Origin of the sequence: Ralstonia pickettii (genome assembly GCF_016466415.2) — a bacterium.
Taxonomy (GTDB): Bacteria; Pseudomonadota; Gammaproteobacteria; order Burkholderiales; family Burkholderiaceae; genus Ralstonia; species Ralstonia pickettii.
On the sequence record NZ_CP066771.1, the window covers coordinates 2,029,752 to 2,048,297 of the forward strand.

At 62.5% G+C, this 18,546-nt stretch carries 13 protein-coding genes; 7 read left to right on the top strand and 6 right to left on the bottom strand.

The window, feature by feature from the left end; translation table 11 throughout:
- The 5 genes from xdhB to RP6297_RS09625 all read left to right on the top strand — a co-directional run bounded on the left by xdhB (window position 1) and on the right by RP6297_RS09625 (window position 6,618).
- Window positions 1-2,367 (top strand): xanthine dehydrogenase molybdopterin binding subunit, encoded by a 2,367-nt coding sequence (gene xdhB, locus RP6297_RS09605; RefSeq protein ID WP_009241092.1) that lies wholly within the window; start codon window positions 1-3, stop codon window positions 2,365-2,367.
- A gap of 16 nt (window positions 2,368-2,383) precedes the next feature.
- A complete protein-coding gene (xdhC, locus tag RP6297_RS09610) occupies window positions 2,384-3,418 on the top strand; it encodes a xanthine dehydrogenase accessory protein XdhC (RefSeq protein ID WP_009241093.1) in 1,035 nt (344 codons plus the stop codon).
- A 2-nt stretch (window positions 3,419-3,420) separates the two neighbouring features.
- Window positions 3,421-4,458, top strand: coding sequence for an adenosine deaminase (locus RP6297_RS09615; RefSeq protein WP_009241094.1), 1,038 nt, complete (start codon window positions 3,421-3,423; stop codon window positions 4,456-4,458).
- Window positions 4,459-4,473: 15 nt separating this feature from the next.
- Window positions 4,474-5,808 (top strand): guanine deaminase, encoded by a 1,335-nt coding sequence (guaD, locus tag RP6297_RS09620; RefSeq protein WP_009241095.1) that lies wholly within the window; start codon window positions 4,474-4,476, stop codon window positions 5,806-5,808.
- Between the two features lie 237 nt (window positions 5,809-6,045).
- Window positions 6,046-6,618 carry a TMEM165/GDT1 family protein gene (locus RP6297_RS09625; RefSeq protein ID WP_009241096.1) on the top strand — a complete coding sequence of 191 codons (573 nt, stop codon included), beginning with the start codon at window positions 6,046-6,048 and terminating at the stop codon, window positions 6,616-6,618.
- A 43-nt stretch (window positions 6,619-6,661) separates the two neighbouring features.
- Here the strand turns inward: RP6297_RS09625 and RP6297_RS09630 are convergent, their stop codons facing one another.
- The 6 genes from RP6297_RS09630 to uraH all read right to left on the bottom strand — a co-directional run bounded on the left by RP6297_RS09630 (window position 6,662) and on the right by uraH (window position 15,782).
- A complete protein-coding gene (locus RP6297_RS09630; RefSeq protein WP_009241097.1) occupies window positions 6,662-8,248 on the bottom strand; it encodes a hypothetical protein in 1,587 nt (528 codons plus the stop codon).
- 10 nt (window positions 8,249-8,258) lie between these two features.
- Window positions 8,259-10,580: a T6SS effector phospholipase Tle3 domain-containing protein gene (locus RP6297_RS09635; RefSeq protein ID WP_009241098.1), complete on the bottom strand. Its 2,322-nt coding sequence runs from the start codon at window positions 10,578-10,580 to the stop codon at window positions 8,259-8,261.
- A gap of 30 nt (window positions 10,581-10,610) precedes the next feature.
- Window positions 10,611-13,199 carry a type VI secretion system Vgr family protein gene (locus RP6297_RS09640; protein ID WP_009241099.1) on the bottom strand — a complete coding sequence of 863 codons (2,589 nt, stop codon included), beginning with the start codon at window positions 13,197-13,199 and terminating at the stop codon, window positions 10,611-10,613.
- 140 nt (window positions 13,200-13,339) lie between these two features.
- Window positions 13,340-13,582 carry a hypothetical protein gene (locus tag RP6297_RS09645; RefSeq protein ID WP_009241100.1) on the bottom strand — a complete coding sequence of 81 codons (243 nt, stop codon included), beginning with the start codon at window positions 13,580-13,582 and terminating at the stop codon, window positions 13,340-13,342.
- A 551-nt stretch (window positions 13,583-14,133) separates the two neighbouring features.
- Window positions 14,134-15,411, bottom strand: coding sequence for a urate hydroxylase PuuD (locus tag RP6297_RS09650; RefSeq protein WP_009241101.1), 1,278 nt, complete (start codon window positions 15,409-15,411; stop codon window positions 14,134-14,136).
- A 17-nt stretch (window positions 15,412-15,428) separates the two neighbouring features.
- Window positions 15,429-15,782, bottom strand: coding sequence for a hydroxyisourate hydrolase (gene uraH / locus RP6297_RS09655; protein ID WP_009241102.1), 354 nt, complete (start codon window positions 15,780-15,782; stop codon window positions 15,429-15,431).
- 377 nt (window positions 15,783-16,159) lie between these two features.
- Between uraH and RP6297_RS09660 the strand changes: the two genes are divergently transcribed.
- Together RP6297_RS09660 and RP6297_RS09665 are read left to right on the top strand one after the other, a co-directional pair.
- Window positions 16,160-16,918: a GntR family transcriptional regulator gene (locus RP6297_RS09660; RefSeq protein WP_009241103.1), complete on the top strand. Its 759-nt coding sequence runs from the start codon at window positions 16,160-16,162 to the stop codon at window positions 16,916-16,918.
- A gap of 215 nt (window positions 16,919-17,133) precedes the next feature.
- Window positions 17,134-18,543, top strand: a complete 1,410-nt coding sequence (locus RP6297_RS09665) for a nucleobase:cation symporter-2 family protein (protein ID WP_009241104.1) — start codon at window positions 17,134-17,136, stop codon at window positions 18,541-18,543.
- Window positions 18,544-18,546: the final 3 nt, after the last annotated feature.

Sequence of the window (18,546 nt, forward strand, 5' to 3'; positions counted from 1 at the left end):
ATGAACAAGCAAACCGAAGCCTTCCTGCTGGCGGAAGCCGATATTGCTGGAGCCGTGTCTGGCCAGCGCGGCGCTGTGGTCGGCGTGTCGCGCCCGCATGAGTCTGCACACCTGCATGTTGCGGGTACCGCCACGTACACCGATGACATTCCTGAGCTGGCCGGCACGCTGCACGCGGCGCTCGGCATGAGCACGCAGGCGCATGCGCGCATCGTCAACATGGACCTGGACCGCGTGAAGGCCGCGCCGGGCGTGGTGGCGGTGTTCACGTCGGCCGACATCCCCGGCACGAACGATTGCGGCCCGATCATTCACGACGATCCGATCCTCGCAACCGACACGGTGCACTTCGTCGGGCAGCCGATGTTCATCGTGGTCGCCACGTCGCACGATGCGGCGCGCCGTGCGGCGCGTCTGGGCAATATCGAATACGAAGTCCTGCCTCCGCTGCTGACGCCTGAAGAGGCTCGCGCCGCGGGCAAGTCGGTGCTGCCGCCGATGCACCTCAAGCGTGGTGAGCCGGCCGAGCGCATCGCCGCAGCGCCCCACTCCGAAGCCGGCAAGATGTCGTTGGGCGGGCAGGAGCAGTTCTATCTCGAAAGCCAGATCTCGTACGCCGTGCCGAAGGAAGACAACGGCATGCACGTGTGGTGCTCGACGCAGCATCCGACCGAGATGCAGCACATGGTTTCGCACATGCTGGGCTGGCACGCCAACCAGGTGCTGGTCGAATGCCGCCGCATGGGCGGTGGTTTCGGCGGCAAGGAATCGCAGTCCGGTCTGTTCGCCTGCTGCGCTTCGCTGGCGGCATGGAAGCTCGCCTGCCCCGTCAAGCTGCGTCCAGACCGCGACGACGACATGATGATCACCGGCAAGCGCCATGACTTCCGCTTCGCCTATGAAGCCGGCTACGACGACGACGGGCGCATCCAGGGCGTCAAGGTCGACATGACCTCGCGCGCCGGTTTCTCGGCCGACCTGTCGGGCCCGGTGATGACGCGCGCCATCTGTCACTTCGACAACGCCTACTGGCTGCCCGAAGTGGAAATCGACGGCTTCTGCGCGCGCACGAACACGCAGTCCAACACCGCATTCCGCGGCTTCGGCGGCCCCCAAGGTGCGTTCGCCATCGAATACATCATGGACAACATCGCGCGCTCGGTCGGCAAGGACGCGCTCGACGTGCGCCGCGCCAATCTGTACGGCAAGGACAAGAACAACGTCACGCCATACGGGCAGACCGTGGAAGACAACGTCATCCATGAACTGCTCGACGAACTGGAAGCAACGTCCGACTACCGCGCGCGCCGCGAAGCGATTCGCGCATTCAATGCGACCAGCCCGGTGCTCAAGCGCGGCCTGGCGCTGACGCCGGTGAAATTCGGCATCTCGTTCAACGTGAAGCACTTCAACCAGGCGGGCGCGCTGGTGCACGTCTACAACGATGGCTCGATCCTCGTGAACCACGGCGGCACCGAAATGGGCCAGGGCCTGAACACGAAGGTCGCGCAGGTCGTGGCGCACGAACTGGGCGTGTCGTTCACGCGCATCCGCGTCACGGCAACTGACACCAGCAAGGTGGCCAACACCTCCGCCACGGCGGCATCCACAGGCAGCGACCTGAACGGCAAGGCTGCGCAAGACGCTGCACGCCAGATCCGCCAGCGCCTGATCGCGTTTGCGGCCGAGCATTACGAAGCGCCCATCGAGACGGTGGCGATCGTGGGCGACCATCTGGAAATCGGTACGCGCCGCGTGCCGTTCGACGAGCTGGTCGGCAAGGCCTATGTTGCCCGCGTGCAATTGTGGTCCGACGGCTTCTACGCCACGCCCAAGCTGCACTGGGATCAATCCAAGCTCAAGGGCCGTCCGTTCTACTACTTCGCCTATGGCGCAGCGGTGTCGGAAGTGGTGGTCGATACGCTGACCGGTGAATGGCGCCTGCTGCGCGCCGACGTGCTGCACGACGCCGGCCGCTCGATCAACCCGGCCATCGACATCGGCCAGGTGGAAGGCGCGTTCATCCAGGGCATGGGCTGGCTCACGACCGAAGAGCTGTGGTGGAACAAGAACGGCAAGCTGATGACGCATGCGCCGTCCACCTACAAGATTCCGACGGTCAACGACTGCCCGCCGGACTTCCGCGTGAATCTGTTCAACAACGCCAACGTGGAAGACAGCATCCATCGCTCCAAGGCACTGGGTGAGCCGCCTCTGCTGCTGCCGTTCTCGGTGTTCTTCGCCATTCGCGATGCGGTGGCCGCCGTGGGCGACGGCCGCACCAATCCGCCGCTGAACGCACCGGCCACCAGCGAAGAAATCCTCAAGGCTGTGGATGCCATCCGCAGCGCCCCGCTGTCCGCCTGAGTTCGGAGAACAGACCATGGACCACACGCAACTGCGCCCATTCCGCTTCGCCGACGTGCTCGCCACCGTGCAAGCGGCGCAGCCGTGCGTGCTGGTCACGGTAACGGACGTGCAGGGCTCTGCCCCGCGCGAACCAGGCACGCTGATGCTGGTATGCGCCGACGGCTTTTTCGGCACCATCGGCGGCGGCCATCTCGAATGGCGTGCGATGGAAATCGCGCAGACGATGATGAATGCGCCTGAAGCCGCCGGCGAAGCACGTCGGCAGTTCGTGCGCATTCCGCTCGGCCCTGCGCTCGGCCAATGCTGCGGCGGCGTGGTGCGGCTGTCGCTTGAACGACTCGACGCGCGTGATGTGAAGTGGATCGCGCTGGCCGACGACGCCATGCGCCAACGCCGCAGCCTGCGCCGTATCGTCTCCGCCGATCCGGCGGTCGCGGTTGAAGCGAGCGTGGCCGACGCAGCCGCAGCCGGCGTGCAACTCGACGCCAGCGGCTTCACCCAAACCGTGCTGCCGCCCGACATGTCGATCGTTCTGTGTGGCGCGGGCCACGTCGGCCACGCCATCGTGCGCGCACTGGCGCATCTGCCCTGTCGCGTCACGTGGGTTGACGAGCGGGATGCGATGTTCCCGTTTCCCACGGAAGTGCCGCCGAACGTCGTCATCGAATCCACCGATACGCCGGAAGCCGTGATCGACCACGCGCCCGCGGGCAGCTACTTCCTGGTCATGACGCACAACCATGCGTTGGATCTCGCGCTGTGCGAACGCATCATGCGCCGCACGGACTTTGCCTACTTCGGTCTGATCGGTTCCAAGACGAAGCGCGCGCGTTTCGAGCACCGCATGGTCGAGCACGGCGTGGACCCGGCCCGCCTGCCGGAAATGGTGTGCCCGATTGGCGTGGCGGGCATCGTGGACAAGGCGCCGGATATCATTGCGGTATCCGTCGTCGCGCAACTCCTGCAGGTGCGAGAGCTGCAGCAACATGCGCTCACCAGCGCCAGCAGTGGCGCGACGGTTCCTTACCGAGTCCCTACATCCGTCTGACCATGCCGATCTCCCCTGCCCTTGCAGAACGCATCGCCACCAGCCCCAAAGCTGAACTGCACATCCACATCGAAGGCTCGCTCGAACCCGAACTGATGTTCGCGCTGGCCGAGCGCAACGGCGTGAAGCTGCCGTATGCGTCCGTGGAAGAAGTACGCGCGGCCTACGCCTTCAACGATCTGCAATCGTTCCTCGACCTGTATTACGCCGGCGCCAGCGTGCTGCTCACCGAGCAGGATTTCTACGACATGACGGCCGCTTATGTCGCGCGCGCGCTTGCCGACAACGTCCACCACGCCGAAATCTTCTTCGACCCGCAGACGCACACCGCCCGCAACGTGCCCATGCATGTGGTCGTTCATGGCATCGTCCGCGCCCTGGACGACGCCGAGCGCGAGCATGGTTTCTCCAGCGCGCTGATCCTCTGCTTCCTGCGGCATCTGAGCGAAGAAGACGCTTTCGACACGCTCGAAGCGGCCCTGCCCTATATCCAGGATCCGGCCAACCGCATCATCGGCGTGGGGCTGGATTCGTCCGAGCGCGGCAACCCGCCGGAAAAATTCGCACGCGTATTCGCACGCTGCAAGGAACTCGGCCTGCGCCTGGTGGCCCACGCCGGTGAAGAAGGCCCGGCGCAATACGTGATCGACGCGCTCGACATCCTCAAGGTGGAGCGCATCGACCACGGCGTACGCGCCATCGACGATGCCGCGCTCGTCAAGCGCCTCGCGGCCGAACGCATCGCGCTGACGGTCTGCCCGCTGTCGAACGAAAAACTGAAGGTCTACCCTGACCTGCGCGACCACTCGCTCAAGCAACTGCTGGACGCCGGCTGCGCTGTAACGCTGCATTCCGACGATCCGGCCTACTTTGGCGGCTACATGAACACCAACTGGCTCGCCACTTTCAACGCCCTTGACCTGTCTGCGGCCGATGCCCATACGCTCGCGCGCAACAGCTTCGAGGCGTCCTTCCTGCCCGAACAGGACAAAGCCCTGTGGCTTGCCAAGGTCGACGACCACTGGAAAGCCGCACACTAAAAATCACGAGACGACATGACCACGATGCCTCCGACTTCCAACACCGTTCACGCCTACCGCGGCCGCGTGCTGCATTTCCTGCACGATCCGCAGTATCGCGAGCGCGATGCCTATGAGTATTGGGAAGACGGCCTGCTCGTGGTCTTGGGGGGCAAGGTGATCAAGGCCGGCGACTACGCCGCGCTGCGTGAAGACCTGCCGGCCGGCGCGCAATTGCACGACTACAGCGGCAAGCTCATCGTCCCGGGCTTCATCGACACGCATATCCACTTCCCGCAGACGGACATGATCGCGTCGCCGTCGCCGGGTCTGCTGCACTGGCTGGAGACGTACACCTTCCCGGAAGAGCGCCGCTTCGAAAGCGAGCAGTACGCCGCCGGTGTCGCCTCGTTCTTCCTCGACGAACTGCTGCGCAACGGCACGACCAGCGCGATGGTGTGGAGCACCGTGCATCGCGGCTCCGCCGAGACACTGTTCACGCAAGCCCAGCAACGCGGCATGCGCATGATCACCGGCAAGGTGATGATGGACCGCAACTGTCCGGAATACCTGCGCGACACAGCGGAATCCGGCGCGCGGGACACGGCTGATCTGATCTCGCGCTGGCACGGCAAGGACCGTCTGGCCTACGCCATCACGCCGCGATTCGCGCCCACCTCGAGCGAAGCCCAGCTGCAGGCCTGCGCAGAACTCGCCAAGCAATACAAGGACGTCTTCATCCAGACGCACGTCGCAGAAAACCCCGACGAAGTGAAATGGGTGGCCGACCTGTTCCCAGACGCGCGCAGCTATCTGGACGTCTACGACCGCTACGGGCTGCTGCGCAAAGGCGCCTTTTACGGCCACGCCATCTGGCTGGACGACGGTGACCGCCAACGCATGGCCGAATCCGGCGCAGCCGTGGCGCACTGCCCCACCTCCAACCTGTTCCTGGGCAGCGGCCTCTACAACTTCCACCAGAACGACGCATACCGCCTGGCGCTCACGCTGGCGACCGACGTGGGCGGCGGCAGCTCGTTCTCGATGCTGCGCACGATGGGCACGGCGCACAAGGTCGCGCGCATGGGCGGGTATCACCTGACGGCGCTGCGGATGTTCTACCTGGCCACGCGAGGCGCCGCTGAGGCTCTGGGCTGGGAAGATCGCATCGGCAGCTTCGTGCCGGGCGCGGAAGCCGACTTCATCGTGCTGGACCCGGCAGCCACACCGCTGCTCGCCCGCCGCAACGCGCGCTCGGAGACGCTGGAAGAGCTGCTGTTCTCGCTGGCGCTGTTGGGCGAGGATCGCGCCGTGGCTGCCACCTACATCCAGGGCGAGCCGGCCAAATTCGCGATTGGCGCCAACGCTTGATGCACTTATAATCGTGGCTTCCATTGGGGAGTAGCCGCCTGGGGTCGATACCCCGGGGGCCACGTCAACAGACTTGACCGCCGTCGCAACGACAGGTGGTTATGGCGTGGTCAGCCGCACTCAGGGTGCCACCCCGGCACCCGGTGACGCGCCTGGCGAGACCGATGACAACCCACTGCGGACAGGGCCGGCAGTGGCGCGTCATTGGTTCGCATACGGCCCGGACACCACAACAACATGGAAGCCTTTCTCGTCTCCACCGGCATCGTCGCGCTCGCTGAAATCGGCGACAAGACGCAATTGCTCTCGATCCTGCTGGCCGCGCGTTTTCGCAAGCCGGTGCCGATCATTCTCGGCATCTTCATCTCCACCCTCGTCAACCACGCACTGGCCGGCGCCGTCGGTGGCTGGATCACGCACGTGCTCGGCGAAAACGTGCTGCGGTGGATCCTGGGCGTGGGCTTTATCGCCATGGCCGGCTGGATGCTGATTCCGGACAAGCTAGACGACGACGAAGCGCCCTCGACGACGCAGCGCGGCCTGGGCATCCTGGGGACGACCATCGTTGCGTTCTTCTTTGCCGAGATGGGCGACAAGACGCAGATCGCGACCGTGGCGCTGGCCGCACGCTTTAACGACGTGTTTTCTGTCGTGGCGGGCACCACCGTCGGCATGCTGCTGGCCAATGTGCCGGCCGTGCTGATGGGCAACAAGTTTGCGTCGCGCATGCCGATCAAGCTGGTGCATCGGATTGCTGCGCTGATCTTCCTGGTGCTGGGTGTGCTGGCGCTGCTTGGCGTGAGTAAATAACCAGTCAGCGCCTCATACTTCCAGGCTAGTTTGATTGGCAAACTCAGGATTTTCGGTCACCCGTTTGTTTGCCAAACCACGGCCAGTACGCACGGCCCTCACCCCGCGCACGGTCCCATTGCGTAATTGGCGGCGTCGGCTGCCAGCCCGGCGGGGGGCCGATCAGTACCGCCCAGCTGTCTTTGGCATCGGCCACGCTGGTGACGACGGCACTCTTGCCGCTTTGGTTGGCGTAGGCAGCGGCAAACGCGGCGTTGACCGCGAAGCTGGCGGCACGCACCGGGCCTTCCATGACTTGGGACACGCTGTAGAAATTGCCGATTTGGTCCAGATCCGGCCATTGCTGGTGGACGGCGGCGTGCAGCGGCCCCATCAAGGCATTCACGTTGGTGGTGTGCTTGTGCACGTCGTGGTAGACACGTTCGACCGGGTGATCCTGGGAGGCCTGTTCTTGCAGCGTCTTCATCAACGGGCTCCACGGGCCACCCGGGTTGGCGGCCTTGGCGCCGATGCCGCCTTCGTGATGCTGCGGCGTGTAGATGGACGCGAGCGGCGCGTAGCCCCAGTTGGCGCTGGGGTGGCCGAGGATGAGGAGGGCGGTGTTTTCGTTGGTCTGCTCACCCATGGGGTAGTTGGGCGCGTCCATGTTCCACACCCAGACCAGCTTGTTGGGGTTTTCGGCCAGGAATTTGAGGGCTTCTTGCAGATCGTAGAAGCCCACCGTTTCGTCGCCGGCCTTGAGCACCACTTGCGGCAGCTTGCCCTTGGGGTTGTACTTCATGCTTTTGGCGAAAGCAGCGTCGGCAACCTTATCGAACACGAGCCGTCGTGCCCCCTGTAGCGACAGAACGGGTTCGCCAACAATCATTGCCTCATCGGCACGCAGGCCACGTACGGTTTCGCCGGTCTTTGGGTCTTTGTGCAGCTTGACCCAGTAGTCCTGCATGCGCACCTCGGCATGCTTGGCGTCATAGGCCAGATAGCTGGGCGCAGGCATGCCCATGTCGGCTTGCTCTTTGAGAAGCTCCTTCCGGAAGGTACCCAAGTTGTCGTTGGTGAGATACGTGGGTGAGTTGATCCACTCGCGTGGTATGCCCGCGAACACGATGGCATCCATGAAGTCGGGCCGGTCGGTACCCCGCTCCATCGAGTAGAAACCCGAGTTGAAATAGCGATAGCTGAAGGTGCTCAGCGGAACGCTCAGCAGCTTGCTATAGGCCGACAAAAATTCATCGCGCTTGACCTGCGGATAGTCCTCCAGCCGGTCCTTACGAAACAGGCCAGGAGCCAAGTACCCCACTGCATCACCCAGCTTGAACTCGGCCGCCTGCTTGTCATTCGCATTGGGCTGCGCCAGCCCCTGCGCCCACAGCAGGTTCCATTGGGTGGGGTAGCCGCGCCGCATCAGCGGGTTGATCCATTGCACGCCCAGCAGCACAGCAGCAGGGGCTTTCGGGTCGGCCTGCGCGGCGGCTTGCATACGCGGCCAGGCCACGGGCTTGCGAGAATACGAATCATTGGCGGACATCGACACTCCAGAATAACTAACGGCCAACGACAGGGCGGCTGCCAGCACGCGAGTGGCCTTCAGCGCGCGCCTGCGCGGTTTCAAACAGGACGTGTTGGGCATGGCAGTTCCGTCAGGCATAGCGGGTATCGGACTCGTCCGGCATGTGGTGGGAGTACATGCGCCCCGGATTGCGATCGCCCGGAATTCCGATCGCTGTAACGCCGCCCTTGGCTTCGACGAACTTGTCGTGCTCCTCCAAAGGACTACCGTTAAGCGTTGCTTTCTCGGAGTGGTAGTACTCGAACTCCACATCCTCTTTGGGGTCCCGCCCCGCCGGATAAACATCTTTGTTCTTCAGTGGCTCACACCGGCGCCAATCCGCCATCCTGCGGAATTGAGCCATATGATCGGCGGTAAACAGGCACATGCCCACGTCCACGTCGTAGGCCAGCACATGCTCGCTGTGCCCCGGGTTCGTGAGGATGGTTGAGTGGTTGGTAGGCTGCTGGCGGTCACCTTCTTTCAACTGCGCCGCACGCGCCTGTTCCTCGAACTTGCCAAACTCGGTGCCACGAATCTTGTGATGGTTCTCGCCATCCATCAGAGCAATGTCGTTTTTATCGAAGGTGGCACCACTCTGAAGCACTCCGTTGTCGTCGTAGGCATTGCGCCGCGCACGTTGGCGGATGCCGGCGTTCTGGTCGTAGCGCATGGCCGCCTCGCTTGCGGCGCTGCCATGTCCGGTAGTGCGTTGTTGGGCGTAGGGGTCCTCAGTGCCTTGGGGGACTTGACGCGCCGGGTTAAGCGCATCACGGGCGGATTCGTAGTGAACATTGAAGGGCCCAAGCGTATGGACGCCGTCGATGTAGCACTGCTCGGTCGGCAGCGTGCTGCCGTCGCTGCGCGCTAGGTAGACGGCACGGGGTACGATGCCGCCGCTGGGGACGGCCGGCGCGTCGACACGCACGGCCCAGTTCTTGTCGGGCACGCCACTGACTTTCGCTACATTGCTCACCTGATTGGCAATCGCGGCACCCGCTCCCATGAAAGAGCCGATGATCGAGCCACTCAGCTTGCCCCAAAAGCCCTTGCGGTCATCAGCCCAAATTTTCTTGAATTGAACGCTCACGCGTTCGGAATCCGGTGTCCAGAAGATGCTGGTCTCGGGATTCGCGCCAATGGTGTCATTCCAGTAGTGGTAGTCAGTACCAGGGGTGCCGCCCACCCTGTACGGCACCCCCGGCTTGGCCTCGGCCCAGACACGTTGGTAGAGCACACCGTCAGCTCCGGTGGCCTCCACATCTTCCTTGTTTAAACCTAGCCAGCCCATACCACGCACGGCGGCAACGGAGATGACCCGATCATGCGGGCTGCAGTACAAGAAGACGCGGGCGCGCGTGTCGCGCCCCTTGCAATCTTGCTCGGCGGTGCAGGCAGCGTCGCCATTCCGAGGCTTGTGGTTGAAGGCGTGCTGGGTTACGAAGTCGGCATCGTAGTGCTGCGCTCGCTCCTTGCCGAAGCCCCGCACGATGTCGAAGAAGTTCCTGAGGCCCTTGGCGCGGGCTTCATAGGTGACACGACCCGCTTCGTTTTTTGAATCGTATTGGGAGACGTTGTCGATCCAGCTCTTGCGCAGGCTGTAGGGCGCACAGGCTAGGACATAGTTGTCGGCGACACCGTTGCACTTGCCCTCACCATTGAATTCCGAGTGATGGGCGCCAAAGTACGCCGAGCCGATGCCAATCATGTTGCCCTGGCTATGGCAGACCACGGTGATGGGGCAATCCTTGTCAGTGACACCATCGCGCTTCAGCGTCCTGTGCACCTCGCGGATGCGGCTCACCAGCTTGGCCAGGCGCCAGGCGGCGAAGGCCTGGTAATGGCGGGCCGGGGCACTGTAGACCTGCCGGTCGCTGGTTTGAAGGTGGGTCAGGGACAGTGCGCCAAAGACGAGTTCCGCATCGGTGCCTTTGTTGAACATGTCGGGCAAGGCGGAGCAGCCGTTCACGAAGGGGCCGCCGCCCCAGGCGTTCTTCTCATCGAGCAGAATGTTGCCGCCCACGGCATTGAGTTCATCGACACTGGACTTGTAGCCCCAGCGGAACCGAATGACGGGGCTGTAGCCTGCGTCTTTGACAAACGTTGCCGCCGAAAGGCGGTCGGGAAGGTATCCGTCCTCAGTCAATTCGTTCATATAGGTAACGGGCCTGAGTTGCCCGCTACCCTTGACGCGGAAGACATGATCGTCCTCGCGTTGCAGGCGCGCGCTCAGGCCCTTGCAGAGTCCCTCTTCTCCGGTGTCAAACCATTCGCCCATGGAGTTGACGCCGTGTACAAAGATGACGACGCCCGGCAGCGGCAAGGGCTCATCCACATCCTGACAAGGATTGCCCGGCAGGCAGAGGGCTTCTGCGCGCGGGCCGCCTGAAATGGATTCGATTGAATCAGTCATTGTTGAGTCCTGTCTGATCTATGTGAGCAGTTAGCCAAACTTGATCGCCAGCACGTCGGCCGCTTGAGATTCATGCAGTTCTGTTTCACCCAGGGCGTTACTGACACCTTTGATAACGCTGCCGTCTCGCTTGACGATTTCGTACGACCGGTTCGCTACGGGTTCGTTGTCTGCGGGACGAATCAGCCGGAACTTGCGCCCCGTATCCCCCGAGTCGAACTGCGGTAGCGCGCCATCGATCCCCTGCGGTCCCGGCGCATCAAAGTCGGCGGTGTGCAGATGCACACGCGTCGGCCCAAAGATGTCCACGCACCCGTCCGCGATGCGAATCCCGGCCTTGCCGCTCATGAACGTGATGCTGGTCTTGCCTGTCAGCACAATGGCGCCTTCGGTAGCGGTCGCCACCAAATCGGTCTTCGCGTTGAGCGCAATATCTTTGCTCTGCGCTTGCAAGATGAGCCGGTCCTGGTGGGCAATGCCTTTCCAATCCCCGCTGTGGGCGAACAGGCTGATGCCGGTACCCCCATTGACGACGTACTGCTGCCCAGCGGTGTACTGCTGGTTGAGCTTGGAGATGGTGTCAATGTGCTTGCCCGCGTAGCTGGTGATCGTTTGGGGGCTGGCGAAGGCCATGCCAGCCGGCGCGTAGGCGCCGATGATGGGTTGCCCCCCTTGCCCTGGCTTGTCTTTGTGGTTGTTGGCGCCAGCATCCCAGTCCTCGATGGCTTGGGTGAGCTTGGATTGCGGATCGGTGTCGCACTTGAGCGCTTCGTGCTGACTGCTGTAGTTGCCGAACGATTCGGCGGTCTCAAGCGCTGCTCGCATGCAGCGGATGAATTCCTCTCGCGTGAAGTGGCCACCCACGGCAGCGATTTGCCCTTCTGCGGTAAAGAACAGGCCCTTGGCGCCTCGCACACTGCCCTGCCCATCAGTACGCAGATCAAAACCTTCGCCACGCGGGTCTTTGCGCCCAGGCTGCCCCGGCACACCGGTCAAGTAGCCCAGGTTGAGCTGGGATGTCTGGTGGTCTGACGACAGTTGGGCCTGAATCTGCCCTTGGGTGTCATCCATCAGAAGATGGTTACGCCGCCGCCCGAAGAGTTCCTTGCTGGCAATGCCGGACAACGCATGCTGCGTCGGCAGCGCCCACGGCGGTGTGTTGAGCTGGTTGGGTACGCGACCAACGATGATCGGCGTGTTCGGATCGCCGTTCAGGTAGTCGACCAGGACCTCCTGACCAATACGAGGAATTTGCATGGTGCCGAATTGATCGCCGGACCAGCCATTGGACACGCGGATCCAGGGCGAGGAATTCTCGTCGTGCTGGCCGTAGCGGTCCCATTCGAACTGGACTTTGACGCAGCCGTGGTCGTTGGTCCAAATCTCTTGGTTCTCGGGACCGGTGACGACGGCGCGCTGGATACCTTGAACGCGACGCTTGTGGGCGGTCCGTTCTGGACGGAAGACTTCGTCCGTGGGGTGAGCTTCGAAGCTGACGCGGCAGGTGTATTGCTGGGTGCCGCCACTGTGGATGCCCACGTCTTCCAACATCAGGTCCGTGCTCACAATCAAGACTTCGCGGTTCAGCGCGTCATGGTCGTGATTGGTGATGTGGTAGGTGTTGCCGGCGGCGACGCCGCGCAGGTTGCCGACACCACGCATGCGTCGCCCCTTGGCGCGCCGCTCTTCCGTATGAATGCGAGCGTGCAAGTTGCCGACATCTCGGCTGTCATAGAGGCCGGGTTCGTATTCGTAGCGTTCGAACTCGGAAAACAGCGTGTCGCGAGGCAGGCTGTCACTGGTGGTGAGGTCGGCTTTGGGCTGGCGTGGGTCGTAATCCTTGAACGTAACCTTGCCGGTACGCAGACGGTTGATGGGCTCGAAACGTGTCAGGTGCTCCTGGTCGATCTTGAAACCTTGCGGGTAGATCGACAGCGCGTGATATGCCCCGCTGGGGAATTTGCGCCAGGCGCCGGATTCGGAGACGAGCACGAGCCGGTGGTGGCTGCCATCGTGTTCGAAGAAATAGCTGATACCCCATTCTTCGGTGAGACGTTGGATGAAGTGAGCGTCGGTCTCGCCGTGCTGGACTTCCCAGATGAGCTTGGGGAAGACACTGGTGTCCAGACGCTTGTCCACCGAATACGGGTAATCGGCCAGCACTTCGTCGAGGATGTCGATGACAGACTTGTTTTGGAACGCTTTGTAATCAGAGGTCTGACTGGCCAACCAAAGCCAGGGGCGCAAGGTGTAGCGGTAGAGACGATTGTTGTCCACGCCGCCGATCAGTTCGACGGCGGTGATCAGGCCGGTGATTTCTCGCACACCCGCACCAACACCACCGAGCAGGCCGGTGCCCATGCCGTCCAGTTCGATGGACAAGGTCATCTCGTGGCCAATGGCAGCGTCTAGATCTGATTCGAGCATGGACTGATCGGCTGCCAACGAAACGGGGCGCAGATCCACTGTGTAGGTGAACAACTCGCTCAGCGCTTCGCGGCCCGAGACGCGCACGAATTCCAACTGTGGCTGCCCCAGTAGGTCAGGGATCGCGTTGCTGCTCGCTTTGACTGTGCGGTGGTTGCCGATTTTGTTGGACATGCGTTCTGCTGCGCCCATCTCTGTGCTCCTCGTGCGTGACACGCCAATGTCGTAGTGACGTGCGTGGTGTTATGAGTGGCTATGACGGTAGCGCTCTTTGTCGTGAAATCGAATGAGAATGGCGCGCAACCGCGTCAAAAGTTGTCACACACCAAGGCTCAACTGACTCCCTCCGACACATCGATTCCATCCCAAACTGTTAGCGCTCGATATGCCTCTTCTGCAAAGTCCAGACACGTCCACAGGTATTCCGCCTGCCGCGTATCGTCTATCGCACGAAAATGTTCGAATCCAGTCGCGTGCAGCATGCTCAAGAACGTTCGCAGCTTCGAAAGCTTGTCGAACAAATCAGCATGCGCTTGATAGCGGCGAATATCGGGGAGGGCTTGGAAATCCGTCATGGCGAGGTCTCCGTCGAGCTGAAGGAAACGCGCCACCCGTGGTGAACGGGTGGGCGAGCCTTGACAAGGTTGGAACCCGAGTAGCAACTCTCGATCGGCACGAAGCCGCCCCTGCCAAGCTCGCCCATAAGGGGAAGCGGCCACGGGAGAATGACGACAAGGACTTGTGCTCAGTCCTTGCCGGTTGCTACCGAGGGTTCCAGTCCTCGGCCGCTTTCTCTCATGGCACGAAAGCGGCACCGACAAGTCTAGTGGGCCGCTTCCTATTGAGGCAATACAGCACGGAACAAATCAGAATTTGGCTATGCATGCCCGTGCAGTGCTTTGTCCGTGGAATTTGTGCGGTGGTGCACGAGGCGCGCATTATCGCGCAACGACACCACACCTGCCCGAAATCAGCTGGTAGGCGCTGCTGCATGCAAAGGCTCGCATTCTCAAGGCGAGAAAAAAAACGGGGCCGCAGCCCCGTTCAACCCTCACCGGTCATGCCACCCGCTAGGGAACGAATGGCATGCTCCGATAAACCCTTCTGTTGTTGCTCAGCGTGCGCCTCAGTTCGTCTTGGCGCCGCCTTCGAACCACTTGGCGATGATCGTGCGCTCGTCGTCGGTGATTTGCGTCACGTTGCCCAACGGCATCAGCTTCTGCTGGACGACCTGCTGGTAGACGAGCTGTGCATGCTTGCCCAGTTCTTCCGGCGTATCGAGCAACACGCCCTTGGCCGGTGAAGGCATCAGGGTAGGATGCGCCGAGTGACATTGGTAGCACCGTGCGGTAACGACTGCCTGTACTTTGGCGAAGTCCGAACCGCCGGCAGCTGCCGCAGTGGCCTGGCCTGCTGCAGCCGGTACCGAAGCGCTGCCTTCTGCCGCCGCTGCAGGCGCCGTCGCCGCCGGGGTTTCTGCCACCGGGGCCGCCGGACGCGACGCCGGAGCCAGCCACACCGCCACACCCAGCAGCACGGCCACACCCGCTGCCGGATAGCCCCAGTTGATCACGCCCTTGTGCTTCAGGATGAAGAACTGACGGATCAGCACGCCAGCCAGCATGATCAGCACCAGCACAACCCAGTTGTATTTGGTGGCGTACGTCATGCTGTAGTGGTTCGACAGCATCGCGAACAGCACCGGCAGCGTGAAATACGTGTTGTGCACGCTGCGCTGCTTGCCGCGCTTGCCGTGGATCGGGTCCGGCTTTTCGCCAGCCTTGAGCGAGGCGACCACCTTGCGTTGCCCCGGGATGATCCAGAAGAACACGTTGGCGCTCATGATCGTTGCGATCATCGCGCCGATCAGCAGGAATGCCGCGCGGCCCGAGAACAGGTGGCACGCCGCAAACGCCGCAATCACCACGTAGATCGCCACGAGAATGCCGACCACGTGGTCGTTCTTGCCGAACACACGGCAGATCGTGTCGTACACCAGCCAGCCGACCACCAGGAAGCCCAGCGCCAGCAGCACGGCTGTGGTCGCCGTCATGTCGAACACGCTGCGATCGATCATGTAGACGTTGGCGTTGAAGAGGTACACCACCGTCAGCAGAGCAAAGCCCGACATCCAGGTCGAGTAAGACTCCCAGTAGAACCAGTGCAGATGATCGGGCAGTTGCTTCGGTGCGAGCAGGTACTTCTGCGGGTTATAGAACCCACCGCCGTGCACGGCCCACAGCTCGCCATCGACGCCCTTGTCCTTCAGGTCCGGTGCGGTCGGCTTGGTCAGGCTGTTATCGAGCCAGACAAAGTAGAACGACGAACCGATCCACGCGATCGCGACGATCACGTGCAGCCAACGCAAGAGCAAGTTGGCCCAGTCGAGGATATAGCCTTCCATGATGACTCCCTGCCCTGTTAGCTACCGCGATAGGTCGAATACGACCACGGCGACACCAGCAGTGGCACGTGGTAGTGCGCGCTGGTATCGGCCACGCCGAAGCGCAGGGTCACCACGTCCAGGAACGCGGGCTCGGGGAGTTTCACGCCGGCAGCGCGGTAGTACTCGCCCACGCTGAAGTCCAGCTCATACACGCCGGTTTGCAGCGCGTCGCCTTCAAGCAGCGGCGCATCGCAACGGCCATCGTGATTGGTGCGGACCGACTTGATCGGTTGCCGCTGATTGTCGACAATTTTGAACAGTGCGATCGCCAGGTTTTGGCCCGGCGTGCCTGCAGCGGTGTCGAGCACATGGGTGGTCAAGCGTCCCATTTGTCTTCCTCTGTAGTTCGAATTTTCAGAAGCGCCGCTGCCTCCACTTGCACCTCGCGCCAAACCCTTGTTTGACAAGGGCTGGCGTCGGGGCCCGCTCGGTACGTGCTGTGCACGCATCCCGGCGCGCGTCCAGCCGGTTTACGCCTGCCATCCATGTGGGGAGGGGCATGCCAAACCGGCAAAGCCGTCGCTGGTTCTGGGTCCGACGCCTTGCTCCCGCCGTGTCGCTAGACTCGGCTTGAAACAGGGATTTCCCTAGTTTGTCGGATTCCCGAACACATTTTGTTGACAATATTGAAGGCCGCCACGAATAATTGTCAACAGATTTTCGCAGTTGCTTATGCTGCGGCGCGTTACTCAAAGGCGGATCTGCCATGTCCAAGAATCTCAAGCTGGTCTCCACGGAAGCGACGTCGAAGTCGGGCGTCAAGGCATCGGGGGCAACACGCATGTCGGTCGAAGAACGGATGTACCACGAGATCTACGACGCGATCATGGAGCACCGCCTGCCCCCGCGCACCAAGCTGACGGAGCATGCGCTGTGCGAAATCTATGCCACCGCGCGTCATACCGTGCGCAAGGTCTTCTCCCAACTGGCCGCTGACGGCCTGGTCGACCTGGAGCCGAATCGCGGCGCGTTCATCGCGGCGCCCTCCATCGACGAAGCCCACGCCATGTTCGAGCTGCGCCAGATCCTGGAGCGCGCGGTGCTCGACAAGGTTGGCCGCAGCAGCAACCCAAAGGCGGCCATAGCGCCCCTGATGGAACTCGTCAAACAGGAACGCCAGGCGTTTGTCACGCAGGATCGTCCGCGCTGGATTCGCCTGTCTGCGGAATTTCACGTGGCGCTGGCCGAGCAATCCGGCAATCCGCTGGTGGTCGAGATGATGCGTCGACTGGTGTCGCGCACCACGCTGATGATCGCCAGCGTGGAGGCTCCCGGCAACAACGCCTGCTCGTTTGACGAACACCTCGACATCCTCAATGCCCTGGAGCGTGGCGACGCCAGCGCTGCCCAGGCCCACATGGCCCAGCACTTGCAATGCTGCGCCGATCGCGTGCGCCCCGAAGCGCCCGCTGATTTCGATCTGCGTTCGGTATTGGGCCCGCGCGGCGGGAAGGACAAAGTCTAGGACCGGTTTAGCTGTATGGGGCGAGCTGGCACGACAGAGGCCGGCCGCCCAAGAACCTGTTCACGAACCGTAGCGACCCGCCGAAGGTTGGCCCGAGAGACACCGCCCGACATCAGGACGGCACGTGTCACAAGGCCAGGACCGGGGCGCGCAGCAGGAATGTGGACAGGCTCCAAGCCGGACGCCGTCCGGCTTACCACCCAAAGGAGACCTTTATGGCAAGCAGCACCATCGCCGCCCCCACGGCGGATCTGACCAATGAGCGCGTGGCGTACGGACGCCTGCTCGCATTGGGTCTGCAACATGTATTGGTGATGTATGCAGGCACCGTGGCAGTGCCTCTGATTGTGGGCGGTGCACTGCATCTGCCCAAGGAACAGCTCGCTTTCCTGATCAACGCAGATCTGTTTGCCGCCGGCCTTGCCACCCTCATCCAGGCCTTCGGCACTTGGAAGTTCGGCATTCGCATGCCGGTCATGATGGGCGTGACCTTCGCATCGGTGGGCCCGATGATCGCCATCGGCACGGACCCGAGCATCGGCCTGCTCGGCATCTACGGCGCCGTGATCGCGGCGGGGTTGTTCGGCATCGTCGTCGCGCCGCTCATGGGGCGTGTGCTTGGACTCTTCCCGCCCGTCGTGACGGGCACCGTCATCACGCTGATCGGCATGTCGCTGATGGGCGTGGGCATCAACTGGGCTGCCAGCGGCCAGCCGACCATGAAAACCATGGTGGACGGCGTGCTCAAGACCGTGCCCAACCCGGCCTACGGCGACCTGAGCGGCCTGGGCATCGCGCTGGCAGTGCTCGTGATCATCCTGTTGCTGACGAAGTACGGCCGCGGCCTGATCGGCAACATCGCGGTGCTGCTGGGCATCGTTATCGGCACCCTCATCGCCATGGCATTCGGCAAGGTCAGCTTTGCCGGCATCACCGAAGCCGACTGGGTGGCCGTCATCACGCCGCTGCACTTCGGCATGCCGACCTTCCACTTCGGCGCCATCGCCTCGATGTGCATCGTGATGTTGATCACCCTGGTGGAATCGACCGGCATGTTCCTGGCACTGGCGGAAATCACCGGCAAGAAGCTGTCCACCGATGACCTCACCCGAGGCCTGCGCGCTGATGGCCTGGGCACCGTGATCGGCGGTGTGTTCAACACGTTCCCATACACATCGTTCTCACAGAACGTTGGGTTGGTGACGGTCACGGGTGTGCGTTCGCGATTCGTGGCGGCCATGGGCGGCGTGATTCTCATCGCGCTCGGCCTGTTCCCGAAGATGGCGCACATCGTGGCATCGGTCCCTTCGTTCGTGCTGGGCGGGGCGGGCATCGTGATGTTCGGCATGGTTGCCGCCACGGGTGTGCGCATTCTCGGCTCGATCGATTTCAACAAGTACCGCCACAACCTGTTCATCGTGGCGATCTCGATCGGCTTCGGCATGATCCCGACGCTGGCACCGACCTTCTTCCAGTACCTGCCGCATTGGCTGGAACCCGTTACGCACAGCGGCATCGTGCTGGGCACGCTGGTCGCGGTGATCCTGAACCTCCACTACAACGGCATGCAGTCGGCCGAGCACGCCATGCGCGACGCTGCCGCCAACACCCACGGCACGGAGTAATTG

Bases quoted from the DNA above. Each gene is read 5' to 3' on its own strand.
- RP6297_RS09660 (WP_009241103.1), top strand. From the start codon at position 16,160: ATGTCCAAGAATCTCAAGCTGGTCTCCACGGAAGCGACGTCGAAGTCG.
- RP6297_RS09625 (WP_009241096.1), top strand. From the start codon at position 6,046: ATGGAAGCCTTTCTCGTCTCCACCGGCATCGTCGCGCTCGCTGAAATC.
- RP6297_RS09645 (WP_009241100.1), bottom strand. From the start codon at position 13,582: ATGACGGATTTCCAAGCCCTCCCCGATATTCGCCGCTATCAAGCGCAT.
- RP6297_RS09640 (WP_009241099.1), bottom strand. From the start codon at position 13,199: ATGGGCGCAGCAGAACGCATGTCCAACAAAATCGGCAACCACCGCACA.
- xdhB (WP_009241092.1), top strand. From the start codon at position 1: ATGAACAAGCAAACCGAAGCCTTCCTGCTGGCGGAAGCCGATATTGCT.
- RP6297_RS09650 (WP_009241101.1), bottom strand. From the start codon at position 15,411: ATGGAAGGCTATATCCTCGACTGGGCCAACTTGCTCTTGCGTTGGCTG.
- guaD (WP_009241095.1), top strand. From the start codon at position 4,474: ATGACCACGATGCCTCCGACTTCCAACACCGTTCACGCCTACCGCGGC.
- RP6297_RS09615 (WP_009241094.1), top strand. From the start codon at position 3,421: ATGCCGATCTCCCCTGCCCTTGCAGAACGCATCGCCACCAGCCCCAAA.
- RP6297_RS09630 (WP_009241097.1), bottom strand. From the start codon at position 8,248: ATGCCCAACACGTCCTGTTTGAAACCGCGCAGGCGCGCGCTGAAGGCC.
- RP6297_RS09665 (WP_009241104.1), top strand. From the start codon at position 17,134: ATGGCAAGCAGCACCATCGCCGCCCCCACGGCGGATCTGACCAATGAG.
- RP6297_RS09635 (WP_009241098.1), bottom strand. From the start codon at position 10,580: ATGACTGATTCAATCGAATCCATTTCAGGCGGCCCGCGCGCAGAAGCC.
- xdhC (WP_009241093.1), top strand. From the start codon at position 2,384: ATGGACCACACGCAACTGCGCCCATTCCGCTTCGCCGACGTGCTCGCC.
- uraH (WP_009241102.1), bottom strand. From the start codon at position 15,782: ATGGGACGCTTGACCACCCATGTGCTCGACACCGCTGCAGGCACGCCG.